This is a genomic window from Streptomyces sp. NPDC093149, from assembly GCF_044754145.1.
Lineage (GTDB): Bacteria > Actinomycetota > Actinomycetes > Streptomycetales > Streptomycetaceae > Streptomyces.
This window is the reverse complement of the sequence record NZ_JBIVON010000010.1, coordinates 257,384-270,685: the sequence shown is the minus strand read 5'-3', so window position 1 is coordinate 270,685 and position 13,302 is coordinate 257,384. Positions and strand designations below refer to the sequence as shown.

Here is a 13,302-nt window from a genome sequence, read left to right as displayed (position 1 = left end):
TGCACACAAACTAGCCGCAGGGCGGTACGGCAGAGCAAAGCGGGTGACGAACAGGGAGCCCAGGGCTGCTCCCTTGTCGCCCACGACGAAGCCCCGTCAAGAGGAGCAGGACGGGCTTCGTCGTGTCGTGGAGCACCGCACGGTGCGGCCCATGGCCACACGTCAGCGGATCGAGATCCGGGCCATTCCCGGACCATCGCCGCGCCACATGCCCGGAGGCCGCCGTTCTGCCCGGCCGGCAGGGCAATGCCCCGTGCACCACCAGCGGACGAAGAGCCTGCCGGCCGCCTTCGCCCACCGTTCTGCACCCACGGGCGCTGTTCATTCGATGCCGCCGGGCCTCCCCTCAGCCGTCCCACCGAGGCGACCGGCCAACCAATGAAGACCCGGCCGCGTCTGACGGCCTGTATTGCTGATGTCCGTATCCACCAACCTCCGTCAAGACAGCCCCGCCCCTGCCGATCGGCCCGCCGCAGCCCCGATGGCTGATTCATGGCAACGATCGGCGGCCGCGGTCCCGGGGCCAAAGGCCGCTGGGTGCTCAGGTGGTTGCCGGGGCGGATGGAGCGCCGACTGGTCATGGCGCTGTGGCCGAGCACCCAGGTACTCGCGGGACGGGATGGGCCCGGCCCGAGCCGCCATCGCCGCGACTGCCCAGCACCCTGCTGTCCCTGTCCGCGGCCCGGCGGTGCTGGACGGCCTGGTCACCGCCACCATGCTCACGATGGGCCGGCGTCCGACGCCCGATCGCCCCGCGTTCCGCACCGCTTTGCGCTGGTCGAGCTCCATCGTCCCCGGGGGCGCGCATCATCGAAGGAGGGGAGACCATCGACGAGGAGTGGCGATGAGGTTGTCGTTTCTTGAACCCCTCTACGCGGAGCCGGGCCCGTTCGCCTCCGTGTATCTGGATACCTCCCGAGACGTCGAGCATCCCGAGCGGGCGATCGCGCTGCGCTGGCGGCGACTGCGCGAGAGTCTGTCCCGTCAGGGCTCGGACCGGGCACTGCTGAACGTACTGGAGGAGGCGGTCGGTGCCGACACAGAGGTGCCGGGGACGCACGGTCAGGCCATCTTCGCCGCCCACGGCACACTCGTCCTGGACGGGGAGCTGCCCAGGCCGCCCGAACGCGACTCCGCGCGCTACAGCACGCTGCCGGACGCGATGCCCCTGGTCACCCAGCACGTTCCGGAGATTCCCTACATGGCCGTGGTCGTCCACTACGGCGGCCTTCCGACCGCCGAGACCCACGGCTGGGTGACTCTGGAGGCGGAGACCGGCATCTGGCCCGCGTCCACCGTCACCCCGGGTGAGCGGCTGCACCGCAGGGTCGCGGTGGCGACCTGGCACCGCACCTCCCTCCGGCTCGGGCACCGGCTGGACGAACGGGCGCGGCGCGCCCATGCCGACGCCGTCGTCGTGGGCGGGGACGAGTGGGCGTGCAACGTATTGATCCGCCGCCTGCCGCACGCCCTGCGGGACAAGGTCGTACGCGTGGGCGGCCGGACCCCCACCGACACCGGACGCGCCCTGCTGGAGCCGCAGCTCGACGGCGTCTTCCGCGGCCGCATGGCCGCGCACGACCGGGAACTCGTGGACATCTTCATCGGCCGACGGGCCCTGGACGGACCCATGACGGAGGGGCTGGCCGCGACCGTCGCCGCCCTCCAGCGCGGCCAGGTCGCGGCACTGCTGCTGAACCGGCCGCCAGGGTCTTCGCTGCGGCTCTGGGCGGGCTCCCGGCCCACTCAGCTCGCCCTGACCGAGGCGGAGCTGATGTCCTTCGGCGTTCGGGCCCCACGCGAGGAACGCGCCGACGAGGCCCTCGTCCGGGCCCTCGTCGGCACCGGTGCCGAACTGGTCGTCGTACCGGAGAACGAGCTGAGGCTGCACGAGGGCGTGGGCGCCCTGCTGCGGTACACCGACCCGGGGACCCCGTCCTGACGCCGGCGCGCTGCGCCCCCGGTTCACGGGTCGCCCCTTGCGCCCGACCGCCCCGGATCGCGCCGCGCGCGGAACGTGCCGACACTGGGCCGGAGCGGCAGCGCGGCGGATGAACGGTGGGTGGGACGCATGGACAGGAGCAGGAGCGGTGCAATGGAGACGGACGTGCTGATCACCCCGCCCAGGACCTGGGCGGTAGCGCTGCCGGCGTCGGCCGATGTGCCGGGGTGCTCCCTGGATCGGACGACGGTCCGCCGCCCGGTGGCTCGGCCAGCAGGGCCGGTTCACCGAGCCGATGGCCGAGCGGCCCGGCCCGGACCACTACGAACCCATCGGCTGTGACGTGGCCCCACGGTCCGATGCCCCATGAAAGGACCCCCGAGGACCTGGTCCGTGCGGCCCACGCCATGGGCGTGACCGACGGCCGTGTCCTGGAGGCCGTACGGAGCATCCCCCGGGCGGATTTCGTCCCCGCGGACGAGGTGGCATCCGCGTACCGGGACACGCCCGTGCCGCTCCCCCACGGGCAGGTGACCACCCAGCCCTCGCTGATCGCCATGATGGTCTCCGCTCTCGGCCTCACCGGCGACGAACAGGTCCTGGAGGTCGGGACCGGATACGGCTGGCAGACCGCGCTGCTGGCCCGCTTGGCCGCGTACGTCGTCAGCGTCGAGCGCCGGCCCGACCTGGTCGACGAGGCCCGCTCGCGGCTGGCCCGGCAGGGCGTCGGCAATGCCGAAGTCGTACTCGGCGACGGGACCCTCGGGGTGCCGGCCCGTGCCCCGTACGACGCCGTCATCGTCTGCGCGGCCTTCCCGCGAGTGCCTGAGCCGCTCGTGGATCAGCTCCGCATCGGTGGCCGGCTCGTCCAGCCGATCGGGCACGGTGGGCAGGAGCACGTCCAGCTGTACGAGCGGCGGGCCCGCGGCCTGGTGCATCGCAGAATGGTCACCGCGGCCCGGTTCGTCCGGCTGTACGGCGCCCATGGCTACGACCAGCACTGACGCGTCAGCGCTGATAGGTCCCGACCAGGGTGCCGGAGGCCAGCTCCCTGCCCTTCAAGGCACGGTGCACGTCCTCGGCGCCCGGGTGGTCGTGCAGCGGCAGCGGCTCGGACAGGGCGTACAGGCGGAAGAAGTAGCGGTGCGGCCCGTGCCCCGGTGGAGGCATCGGTCCTCCCCAGCCGACGCGGCCGAAGCCATTGGGCCACGGAAGGCCCCCCTGGGGCTTCTGGCCCTCCGCCGCCCCGGTGGTCCTCGGATCGATGCCGGTCACCAGCCAGTGCAGGAAGGTCGTCCCCGGCGCGTCCGGGTCCTCGCACAGGAGCACCAGCTCCATGGCCTCGTGGGGCACCCCCGACCAGGTCAGAGGCGGTGAGATGTTCTCACCCTCCCCGCTGTACCGACGGGGGATCACCGTTCTGTCGTCGAACGCGGTGCTGCTGAGTTCAATTCCGCTCATGCGCGCCGCCTTACCCGCAACGGCGGCACCGGCACCGGTCCGCACCCCGAATCCCCCGTTCGGCCGAGCCCACCCGGGCCGCTACCGGAAGCGGGAGCGAGGATGGCACCGTGCCGACAAGGATCCTGCTCGAGGGCCGCCCCGGCGCGGGCAAGACGACCGCCCTCCGCCGGCTGGCCGCACTGCTGCCCGCCGACGCGGCCACCGGCTTCACCACGGAGGAGATCCGGCAGTCCGGCGCCCGCGTCGGTTTCGCCCTGGAGACCCTGGCAGGCCGGCGGGAGGTGCTCGCCCATGTCGACCTGCCCGGTCCGCCACTGGTAGGGAAATACGGCGTCGACCTGGGCGTCATGGAAGGACTGGCGCTGGCGTCGCTTCGACCGGCAGCAACCGAGGAGGCAACAGGGCGGCTGGTGCTCATCGACGAACTGGGGCGGATGGAACTGGCGTGTACGGCGTTCCGGCACGCGGTCGGCGCGCTGTTCGTCGCAGAGGTCGACGTCGTCGCCACGGTCCACACGCACCGCGATCCGTTCACCGACGCCCTCAAGCGGCGCGCCGACATCGAGGTCGTCCGGCTCACTGCGGCGAACCGGGACGTCCTGCCGGGGGAGCTCGCGGCCCGACTCCAGCAGCCCCGGACGCACGGGAGCCCTCGCTCCCACGGATGAGGGATCGGCCTGCGACGCCATCCTCGGTCGTGCGGGTCACGGTGGCCCGGTACTCGGCGACGCGCTCGGCGAAGAGGGCTGCGGGATCGTTTCCGGCGTGACCGCTCCGGTAGTCGCGGAGGACGGGGACGCTACCGGGTATCCCGGTCGCGGGTACGTCGGCCGGTGCGACTGTGTGATCCGTGCGAAGAAGGTCTCCCGGGTGCTCATTTCGCCGCTCCCTTCCCGGGTGCGTCGCCACCGGGCCCGGAAGGACTCGCGGGGCGGTGCGGGTGCGTCATGGGTATCCGAACAACGGCTCAGCGGGCCCGGCGGCCGGCCGCTGGTGCGGCCCGCGCCGGAACCCCGGACGGGCGGCGAGCGCACCGGCCCGCTGCACGGGGGCGAGGCGTGCAGGCAGGCCGGACACGCGCCCACCGTGCCGCTACCCGAGGAACGACAGCCGGACCTGACGCTCCGGATTGTCCGTGTTCGTATCCACCGAACTCCGTTAAGACAACCCCGGGCCATCCGGCTCCGGAGATGTACCAGCCGGCGCCGTGGACGCCCTTTCCCGACACGACGACGCCGGATGGAGCGCCAGCCCTGCGAGCAGAACCCGACCATGGCTCAGAGCAGCTCGGCGAGCGGCTCCACCGTCTCCCAGCGGCTGAGGTACTCCGTCGCCGCGTGCGGGTCGAAGTCGCGGTTGCTGACCCGCCGGGTGCGTTCGAGCACGGCGTCGTCCTCGGGAAAGAGCTTCCGCAGCCTCAGCGTGGCGACGATGAAGTCGTCGCGGTCGGCGACGTTCACCCAGCGCTTGAGGTGGGCCGGCGAACGCAGCGGCTGCGGGCGCAGCCGGCCGCGGATGATCGAGCGCAGCCCGAGCGGCGATCCGAAAGTGACGAGCAACGGCAGTGGCTGGTCGAGCCGGTGCAGCGCCTCGTAGGCGACGACGGTGCCGAGCGAGTGGGCCAGGACCGCCTTGGTGTCGGGGGTCACTCGGGACAGCACGGCCTCGATCGCGCCTTCCCGGACCCACTCGTCGTCCAGGTAGGCGGCCACCTGCCCGAGGTGGAACGCGCCGGTGCTGCTGAGCGCGGCGAATCCGGAGCGGGCGATGGGGCCGAGCCGTCCCATCATCGAAACGAGCATGCGCAGCGGCTCCAACGGCCCCTGTTCCGGGCCGACATCGACGGTCAGCTCCTCCAGGGCCTCGGCGGCCTCGTCCCTGTCGTCGGGGTCGGAGGCGTGTCGGCGGATGTTGTCGATGATGTCCCAGGCGACCTCCCCGCCGGTGGCCGCGACCGGGGCGGGCAGCCGTACGTCGGAGTCGCCGTGGGGCGCATAGTCCTGGTACAGGCGGCGATAGTAGGCCATGTCGGCCGTCACCACCCCGCCCTCGATGCGGTCAGCCGCCTCGGCGCGGCCGTTATCCCGCAGCGTGCGCGCGAGGGTCCGCGTCCAGTCCTCCCGCAGCCGCTGCTCGGTCTCGTCCTCGGGTCCGATGCCGTGCACCATGACCAGCTCTGCCATGCCTCCCCCAGCCGCGCGTTGTCGTCGTTCCCACCCCAACGCGTGGGGCCTGGGCGATGGTTCCCCGTGCCCGGGCACGCCCATAATGCGCGCATGGCAGCTGAGCGCAGAACGCTGGTGATCGCTTCCCACTGGGACGTCCACGAGAAGAAGGAGGAGGACCGGCTGGTCCGACTGGAGCCGTACGCACGCGAGTTGACGAGGCTGTTACTGGACCCGAAGCGTGGTTCGTACGCTCCCGCGTACGGTGACGGGCTGCTGATGAACCCACGAACGGTGTCCGAGGTGACCGATGCCGTGGAGGAGGCGTTCCGGGAGGCGCAGGCGGCGCGTGCCTCCCTGCTGCTCGGGTTCCTCGGCCACGGGTTTCACCCCGAGGGGGGCGATTTCCTCTTCCCGATCAGCTCCACACCGGCCGCGCCCGGCCCCGAGACGGCTCTCGACCTGCCCGGCGAGGTCGGCCGGATGGCCCAGCGGTACGGGGGCGTGCCGGACCTGACCCTCGTGGTCGACGGATGCTTCTCCGGCCACGCCCTCCTGGCCGCGGCCGAGGGCTGGCTCAGGTCCGCCATGCAGGCCGGCCGCACGGTCGAGGTGCTGACCTCCTCCAACGACCGGGTCTCCTACGACCTGCAGTTCTCGCGGATCCTCACCCAGCTCGTCCGCCACGGGGACATCCGGCTCGACTCGTTCCTGGAGACGAAGGCGGTACGCCTGAGGGTCCAGACGCTGCTGCGGCGTCAGATTCCGCAGGCGGTCTCGTTCGACGGGGGCACGGGTTCGCGCAAGGCCCCGTCGGAGACGTGGATCACCCGCAACGTGGCGCACGACCAGAAGCTGAGCGTGCTGGCCGGTTCTCCCGACCAACAGATCCTGGTGCCCGCCCTGCGTCACTTCCAGCCGCCCGCTGAACTGGCCCGGATCGCCCGGCTCGTCCGCCTGAACCGGCTCGTGGCCGTGGTCGGCGCCATGGGCACGGGCAAGACGACGATCGCGACCGCGCTCGCCCGTCCCGAGCTGCTGCCCGAGGACGAGGCGGACACCGCCGCGACGGTCTGCGCCGTCGTGCGGCTCAGCGACGCAGCGTGGGCGTCTGGGACCACCGTCGAGCAGATGGGCCGTCAGCTCCGCATGTACCTGCCGGGTTTCGACACCGCGCGTAGGGCGTACCAAGCACGGGTTCCCGAGGCGAAGAGCACGCTGCTGCCGAGCATGGTCGCGGAGGTGGCAGGACCGCTCGGCCTGATGGAGGCACGCGAGGCGGTGCGAGTCGTCGTGGACGGCCTCGACCAGGTGAAGGACCCGACGAGCCGCTCCGCACTGTTCACGGAGCTCGCGGCACTGCGGGACGCGGCACCGGAGTGGTTCGGCGTGGTGACCACAGTCCAGGAGTGGGTGGCACTGCCCGAGGACTGGCATCAGCTGCCGGTCCCGGTGCCCGACGACCGGAACCTGCGCGCCTTCCTTCGGGCCCGGCGGGTACCGGAGGACGCCCAGCGGGTGATCCTCGCCCGGCGGGACGGGAACTGGCAGCTCACGAAGGTCCTGGCCGATTTCGGCCCGTCCGTGGCAGCCGAGGTCGGTGAGGGACTGGCGGACGCCTACTACAAGGCGCTGATCCCGCTGCGGAACCATGCCTCCTCGTACGGCGCCTCCGCCTGGCTCAACCCGGTCCTGCTCGTCGTCGCCGCCTCCGGCCCCGGCATGACCCTGCCCCGGCCTCTGCTCGCCCGGGCGGCCGGGGAACTGGGCGGCCCGGCCGACGAGGAGGCGGTCGGCCTGGTGCTGCGTCTCCTCGATGGCCTCCTGGTCCGTTCACCCGGCCCGTCGGGCACCGAACTGCTCGGCGTGTACCACCCGTCCCTCCTCGAGTACGTGGCGGTGGAGCAGGACCTGGTGAAGGGGCATCGCGCGCTCTGCGACGCGCTGGAGATCATGGCTCCCATGGAACAGCACACGTCCGACGACGCTCTGCACCGCTACGCCGAGCAGGCCGAGCCCGAGCACCTGTGGCAGGTGGCTCTCGCCGCGCCCGACGAGAACGCCACCGCGGCGCTGTATGAGCGGCTCCTGGCAAGCCTGGAGCTGCGCGCCGCACCGGAGGCGCCGGTGAACCGGGCCCGCTGGGCGAGCTGGGCCGAGCGCCTCGGGGAGCGCCTCGGCGCGGACGCACCGGCGACCCTGCGCGCCCGGGCCCGCACGGCGTACTGGACGAGCAAGTCGGGGGCGTACGGGCGTGCCCGCGAGCTGTACCGGGAGCTGCTGCCGGACCAGCTGCGGGTGCTCGACGCGGACGATCCCGAGCTGCTCGAGACCCGCTCCCGCATCGCGTACGCGACCGGCGAGACGGGTGACTTCGCCGAGGCCGTGGCCTTGCACCGGGAGGTGCTCGCCGAACAGGAGCGCCTCCTCGGCCCCGACGACCCGCGCACCCTGGACACCCGGCACCACATCGCGTACTGGACGGGTCGCGGCGGCGCCCGGGAGGAGGGGCTGCGGCTGCACGAGGAGCTGCTGCCGGACCTCGAACGCGTGCTGAGCCCGACGGACGCGGCCGTCCTGGAGGAGCGGCACTACATCGCGTACTGGCACGGCATGCTGGGCCGCTATGACCAGGCCCTGGAACTGCACGCCGAGCTCCTTCGGGACCGGATCGAGGCGTTCGGCGAGGAGCACGAGCAAGTGGTATTCAGCCGGATGAACATCTGCAGGTTCCTGGGCGAGTCGGGGCGCCTCCAGGAGACGCTTGACGGCTACGGCGAGCTGCTGCCCCTCGTCACCCGGGTCCGCGGCGCGTACCACCCGAACACCTTCCTGGTCCGGCTGAACACCGCACGGTTCACGTGGGAGCTGGGAGACGCCGCGGGCGCGCTGCCGCTGCACGAGGAGGTGCTCCGCGACCAGCGGGAGGTGCTCGGCGACACCCACCCGGCCGTCATGATCACCCGCTACAACATCGCCATGCTGAAGGCCGAGCTTGGCGACCCGGTCACGGCGCTCGCCGAACTGGACATCCTGCTGGAGCAGCGGCTGGCGCGCTACGCCAACCCCGAGCACCCGGAGGTCATCACGACGAGGCTCGGTCGGGCCCGGACCCTGGCACGGCTAGGAGAGGTCGAGTCGGCGGTGGCCCTGCTCCGCGAGGTCGTCGCCGACCGTGCGCGGATCCTGGGCGAAGAGCACCGGGACACGCGCAGGGCACGGAAGGAATTGGACGGGCTGCTGGGCGGCTGACCGGGCGGAACCGGACCGGGTTACCGGAATGCGATCACAGCCGGCTATACGAAGCGCTGGCCGCGGGCCGGGTGGAGGTGGCCCGGCTTCGGCGGGCGCCGACCGCGATGCCGCTGCCCCGGGCGGTGGACGGCCGGTGGTGCTGGCCGCCAGCATCACCGGCCGGCTGCGCCCCGACGTACACACCTCACCGCAGCGGACGCGATCAGCGTCCCGAAATCGCAGGTTACTGACCTTGACTGGGCGATATCGTCATGGTGGTTTGCGTAGGCGGGTGCCGATGAGCGGTACCGTTCGCGTGGAGCAGCGCTGAGCGGCGCACCAGTCACGGGAAACAAACGCCACGGTTGGCAATGTGAGGGCCGCCGCCGCGGCGGGCGAGCGGCTTGCCAAAGCTCCCCCGTCGTGGCTTTCTGTGGGTTTGGGGCGGCTTCCCGGTGCCGGACGGGGGTGTATCGGTGCCGACCCTATCGACCGGCGGCGTCTCATTTGGTGCGGCCGGAAGTCGCTCCTACAGTGACGGCGGACGTTACCCCTACCCGAGGAACGACAACCGCACCTGACGGTCGCGGTTCGAGACGTTCGTGTCGACCAGGCACACCGACTGCCACGTCCCCAGTTCCAGCCTGCCCCCGATCACCGGCAGTGTCGCGTGCGGTGGGACGAGGGCGGGCAGTACGTGATCGCGGCCGTGACCGGGGGTGCCGTGGCGGTGCTGCCAGCGCTCGTCGGCGGGGAGCAGGGTGTGGAGGGTGGCCAGCAGGTCTTCGTCGCTGCCCGATCCGATTTCGAGGAGGGCGATGCCGGCGGTTGCGTGCGGTACGAAGATATTGAGCAGACCGTCCCTGTCTGCGGCGGTCCGGGCGAGGAACTGCTCGCAGTCGTGCGTGAGGTCGGTGACGGCCTCCGTCGCTCCGGTGGTGATGTGCAGGACGCTCGTCGTGAAGGCGTGGGGCATGGCTCCATCTTCTCGCTCTGGCGGCGAGACCGCGCGTCCACGTGCCGAGACACCATTGACCGTCTCAGTCATGGATCGCTACGTTCGGCGCCATGTTCCGTTCAGCCCTGCTCACTTCGCGCGGTCACATCGACCTGCTGCGGGTGGCCTCCGCCGCCTGTCGCCGCGGTTGCTGACGTTCTTTCGGCTCCTCCTTCTTCGGTGACCGGCCGCACCGGCCGCCCGTCCCCTCCGCTGTACGTGCTTGTTCGCACGTGCCCCGGCACAAGCCGCACCACCGACCGCGAGCCGTAGCCGCTGTGCCGTGATCACGGCAGTGGTTCACATACGCGTGCGGCCGAGTGCGGCTCCCCCGTCCGCGGACTGCTCGATGGAGCCCCCATGACCACCGGCCATGCTCTCGTCCCACCGGACATGTCCTCAGAATTCCGGCTCGTCGAAGCCGGTGAGTCGTCGGGGCTCGGCCGATGGGGGCTCATCCGGCACGTGGTGCTGCCGGGCGCACTGCCCGGGGCGATGACGGGGCCGCGCTGTTCACTCGCCACGGCATGGCCGGCCCTGGTCTTCGGCGGTTCCCTCAACGCCGATGCCGGCGGCGGCTTCCTGATGAATCAGGCCCGGGAGTTCTTCCGCACCGATGTCATCGTCGTCTGCCTGGTCGTCCGTGCGTTCCTCGGCCTCGCTGCCGATGTCACGTCCGCGTTCTCGAAAGGCTGCTGTTGCAATGGCGACCGACGTTCACCGGCCAGTGAGCTCGCCCGCTCCGGCCACCAGCCCGAAGATCGCCGTGCGGGTCGAGGGGCTGACCCGTTCCTTCGACGGCCGGGCCGTCATCGACGGGCTCGATCTCAGCCTGCACGCAGGTGAGTTCACCGCGCTCCTCGGCCGCAGCGGCTGCGGGAAGTCCACTCTGCTGCGGGTACTGGCAGGGCTGGACAGGGAGATCGAGGGCACCGTGCTCGTACCGAGGCGGCGGGCGGTCGCCTTCCAGTCACCTCGGCTGACGCCGTGGAAGCGGGTGTGGCGCAATGTGCTGCTCGGGCTGCCCGGAAGGCCCGAACGGGCTCCGGCGGAACGTGTGTCGATGGAAGTCGGACTCTCGAAGCGGTCCGGAGCGTGGCCCAGGACGCTCTCCGGGGGCGAGGCGCAACGCGGCTCGCCGGCCCGGGCGCTGGTCCACGAGCCCGATCTGATGCTGCTCGACGAACCGTTCGGCGCGCTGGACGCGTCGACCCGGATCAGGGCTCAGCGACTGGTGGCCGAACTCTGGCAGCGGCGCGGCTGCGCCGTCCTGCTGGTCACGCATGACGTGGACGAGGCACTGCTGCTGGCCGACCGTGCGCTGGTGATGCGGGACGGAGCCATCGCGTACGAGACGCCCGTCGCCCTGGGCCGACCGCGCGCCGTGGGCGGCCCGGCGTTCGGTGCGCTGCGCTCCCGGCTGCTGGCCGAGCTGGGCGTCGACAGCGCGACCGGCCCCGCCGAGCCCGGCTGAACGGCGAATCAGGCGTTGCCCGCCGGTCTCCGGCCCGCCCCGAGGAAGGAGAAGCCGATGCGAATCCGTACCCTGTCCGCCCCGCTCCTGCCCCTCATCCTGCTGCTGACCACCTGCGACGGAGCCATGTCCGCCTCGACCACGGGCAACACCGACGGGACGGGCGGTGTCATCCTCGACGTCGGTGACCAGAAGGGTGGTTGCGAGGCGATCCGGCATGCGTCCGGCGAGCTGGACGGCCTCGGCCGCCGGATCACATGGTCGACCTCCACCTCGGGGCCACCCCTTCTGGAGGCGGTGAACGCCGAGGCGGTGGACATCGGGGGCGTCGGCAACACCCCTCCGGAGGACGCCACGAAGTCCGAGGTCATCGGCGGCCTGCTGCTCCGCCTGCAGCGTGCGCAGGACTGGGTGTTCACACACCCAAAGGCGTGGGCGAAGGTCTGGGCGAAGGAGACCGGGCTGCCCTACGAGGTGGCCCCGGACGCGGTCGAGCGCAGTCACGGGACGAGGGTGCCCGTTGCTGTCGATCCTGACGCGATCGCTTGCGCGCAGGCGATCGCCGACACCTTCTTCGATATGAAACTCGTTCCTAGGCGCTTCTCCTTCAAGGACTACGTCGACACCCGCTTCAACCGTGATCTGCCCCCGTCCTCCACGATTCCCCGCCCGTACCGAAAGGCCTCGTCATGAATGTTCATCTGCACTGGTTCCTGCCCACCGGGGGTGACGGCCGTACGCTCGTCGACCGGCACGCATACACCAACGGCGGGATCAAGCGGAACCGGACCAACCCGGTGAGCGGGGTGCGCGCGCCCGACATCGAGTATCTGGCGCAGATCGCCAAGGCCGCCGAACAGCTGGGATTCGAGGCTGTGCTGACACCCACGGGAACCTGGTGCGAGGACGCCTGGCTGACGACGGTCGCCCTGGCTCAGCACACCGACCGGCTCAAGTTCCTGGTGGCGTTCCGTCCGGGTGTGATCTCGCCGGTGCTCGCCGCGCAGATGGCGGCGACGTATCAGCGGATCACCAGGGGACGGTTGCTGCTCAATGTGGTCACGGGTGGCGACTCGACGGAGCAGCGGCGCTTCGGCGACCATCTGGACCACGACCGGCGCTATGCGCGGACCGCGGAGTTCCTCTCGGTGGTGCGGGGTGCGTGGAGCGGACGGCCCTTTGATTTCGACGGTGAGCACTACCGGGTGGACGGCGGACTGACCGCGCTGCCGCCGGACCCGCTCCCGGACATCTTCTTCGGTGGGTCGTCGGCGGCTGCGGGGCCGGTGGCCGCCGCGCACGCCGATGTCTATCTGACCTGGGGCGAGCCCCCGGCGGCGGTGAAGGAGAAGATCGACTGGATCCGTGGACTGGCGCAGGAACAGGGCCGAACGGTCCGTTTCGGTATCCGGCTGCACACCATCTCCCGCGACTCCTCGCGCGAGGCGTGGGCGACGGCGAACCGGCTTCTGGACGATCTCGATGCCGAGACGATCGCCGCCGCTCAGCAGGCGTTGGGGCGGAGCGAGTCGGTCGGGCAGCAGCGGATGCTGGCGCTGCACGGCGGCTCACGCGACAAGCTGGAGATCGCGCCGAATCTGTGGGCGGGTGTCGGCCTGGTACGGGGCGGTGCGGGCACCGCGCTGGTCGGAAGTCATGCGGAGGTCGCCGACCGCATCGAGGAGTACCACGCGCTGGGTGTGGAGCACTTCGTGCTGTCCGGTTACCCGCATCTGGAGGAGGCGTACTGGTTCGGCGAGGGCGTGACACCCGAGCTGGCAGCGCGCGGCCTGCTCTCCACCGTCCCGGCGTCGCCGCTGCTCGGGATGCCCGCCGCGAACGGCCGCCCCGCGTCCGCGCCGGGCGGGGCTCCGCTGCTGATCGCCGACGGCCGCTGAGCCCGGTCGGGGAGTTCGTCGGAGCGGCGAGCCGGGCTGTCTGGGCAGTCGGCCGGCCGGAGCGGTCGAGGAGGTGACGGCCTGGTGCACGACAGGGGGTGGATCGGCGAGCCGCGTCATGCGGCTTC

At 71.4% G+C, this 13,302-nt stretch carries 11 protein-coding genes and 1 pseudogene; 9 read left to right on the top strand and 3 right to left on the bottom strand.

The genetic code is table 11. The features are described 5' to 3' along the window. Positions 1-844 precede the first annotated feature (844 nt). Positions 845-1,942, top strand: a complete 1,098-nt coding sequence (locus ACIQCZ_RS28520; protein ID WP_402286110.1) for a hypothetical protein — start codon at positions 845-847, stop codon at positions 1,940-1,942. 359 nt (positions 1,943-2,301) lie between these two features. Further along, complete coding sequence (locus tag ACIQCZ_RS28515) at positions 2,302-2,946, top strand: protein-L-isoaspartate(D-aspartate) O-methyltransferase (RefSeq protein ID WP_402286109.1); 645 nt, start codon at positions 2,302-2,304, stop codon at positions 2,944-2,946. Between the two features lie 4 nt (positions 2,947-2,950). On the opposite strand, the gene ACIQCZ_RS28510 is transcribed toward ACIQCZ_RS28515, so the two are convergent. After that, positions 2,951-3,403, bottom strand: coding sequence for a YbhB/YbcL family Raf kinase inhibitor-like protein (locus ACIQCZ_RS28510; protein ID WP_376214618.1), 453 nt, complete (start codon positions 3,401-3,403; stop codon positions 2,951-2,953). A gap of 110 nt (positions 3,404-3,513) precedes the next feature. Here ACIQCZ_RS28510 and ACIQCZ_RS28505 point away from each other — a divergent pair, with 110 nt between their 5' ends. Then, positions 3,514-4,074, top strand: coding sequence for a nucleoside-triphosphatase (locus ACIQCZ_RS28505; RefSeq protein WP_402286107.1), 561 nt, complete (start codon positions 3,514-3,516; stop codon positions 4,072-4,074). Positions 4,075-4,683: 609 nt separating this feature from the next. Here ACIQCZ_RS28505 and ACIQCZ_RS28500 read toward each other — a convergent pair. Further along, positions 4,684-5,589, bottom strand: a complete 906-nt coding sequence (locus ACIQCZ_RS28500; protein WP_402286105.1) for a hypothetical protein — start codon at positions 5,587-5,589, stop codon at positions 4,684-4,686. A gap of 93 nt (positions 5,590-5,682) precedes the next feature. Between ACIQCZ_RS28500 and ACIQCZ_RS28495 the strand changes: the two genes are divergently transcribed. Continuing rightward, a complete protein-coding gene (locus ACIQCZ_RS28495; protein ID WP_402286102.1) occupies positions 5,683-8,823 on the top strand; it encodes a tetratricopeptide repeat protein in 3,141 nt (1,046 codons plus the stop codon). 535 nt (positions 8,824-9,358) lie between these two features. On the opposite strand, the gene ACIQCZ_RS28490 is transcribed toward ACIQCZ_RS28495, so the two are convergent. Next, a complete protein-coding gene (locus ACIQCZ_RS28490; protein WP_402286099.1) occupies positions 9,359-9,781 on the bottom strand; it encodes a secondary thiamine-phosphate synthase enzyme YjbQ in 423 nt (140 codons plus the stop codon). A gap of 92 nt (positions 9,782-9,873) precedes the next feature. Between ACIQCZ_RS28490 and ACIQCZ_RS28485 the strand changes: the two genes are divergently transcribed. The 5 genes and pseudogenes from ACIQCZ_RS28485 (at position 9,874) to ACIQCZ_RS28465 (ending at position 13,174) form a co-directional block, all read left to right on the top strand. Further along, positions 9,874-9,957, top strand: a complete 84-nt coding sequence (locus ACIQCZ_RS28485) for a putative leader peptide (RefSeq protein WP_350692898.1) — start codon at positions 9,874-9,876, stop codon at positions 9,955-9,957. Positions 9,958-10,210: 253 nt separating this feature from the next. Further along, positions 10,211-10,533, top strand: a pseudogene (locus tag ACIQCZ_RS28480) (ABC transporter permease subunit); the annotation flags it as partial. Beyond that, complete coding sequence (locus ACIQCZ_RS28475; protein ID WP_402286096.1) at positions 10,506-11,276, top strand: ABC transporter ATP-binding protein; 771 nt, start codon at positions 10,506-10,508, stop codon at positions 11,274-11,276. The pseudogene ACIQCZ_RS28480 and the gene ACIQCZ_RS28475, both read left to right, overlap by 28 nt. Positions 11,277-11,333: 57 nt before the next feature. Next, positions 11,334-11,969: a hypothetical protein gene (locus tag ACIQCZ_RS28470; protein WP_402286094.1), complete on the top strand. Its 636-nt coding sequence runs from the start codon at positions 11,334-11,336 to the stop codon at positions 11,967-11,969. Further along, the gene (locus ACIQCZ_RS28465) at positions 11,966-13,174 is read left to right on the top strand and encodes an LLM class flavin-dependent oxidoreductase (RefSeq protein ID WP_402286091.1); all 1,209 of its coding nucleotides are present in this window, start codon (positions 11,966-11,968) and stop codon (positions 13,172-13,174) included. The genes ACIQCZ_RS28470 and ACIQCZ_RS28465 overlap by 4 nt, the downstream gene beginning before the upstream one ends. Positions 13,175-13,302 lie beyond the last annotated feature (128 nt).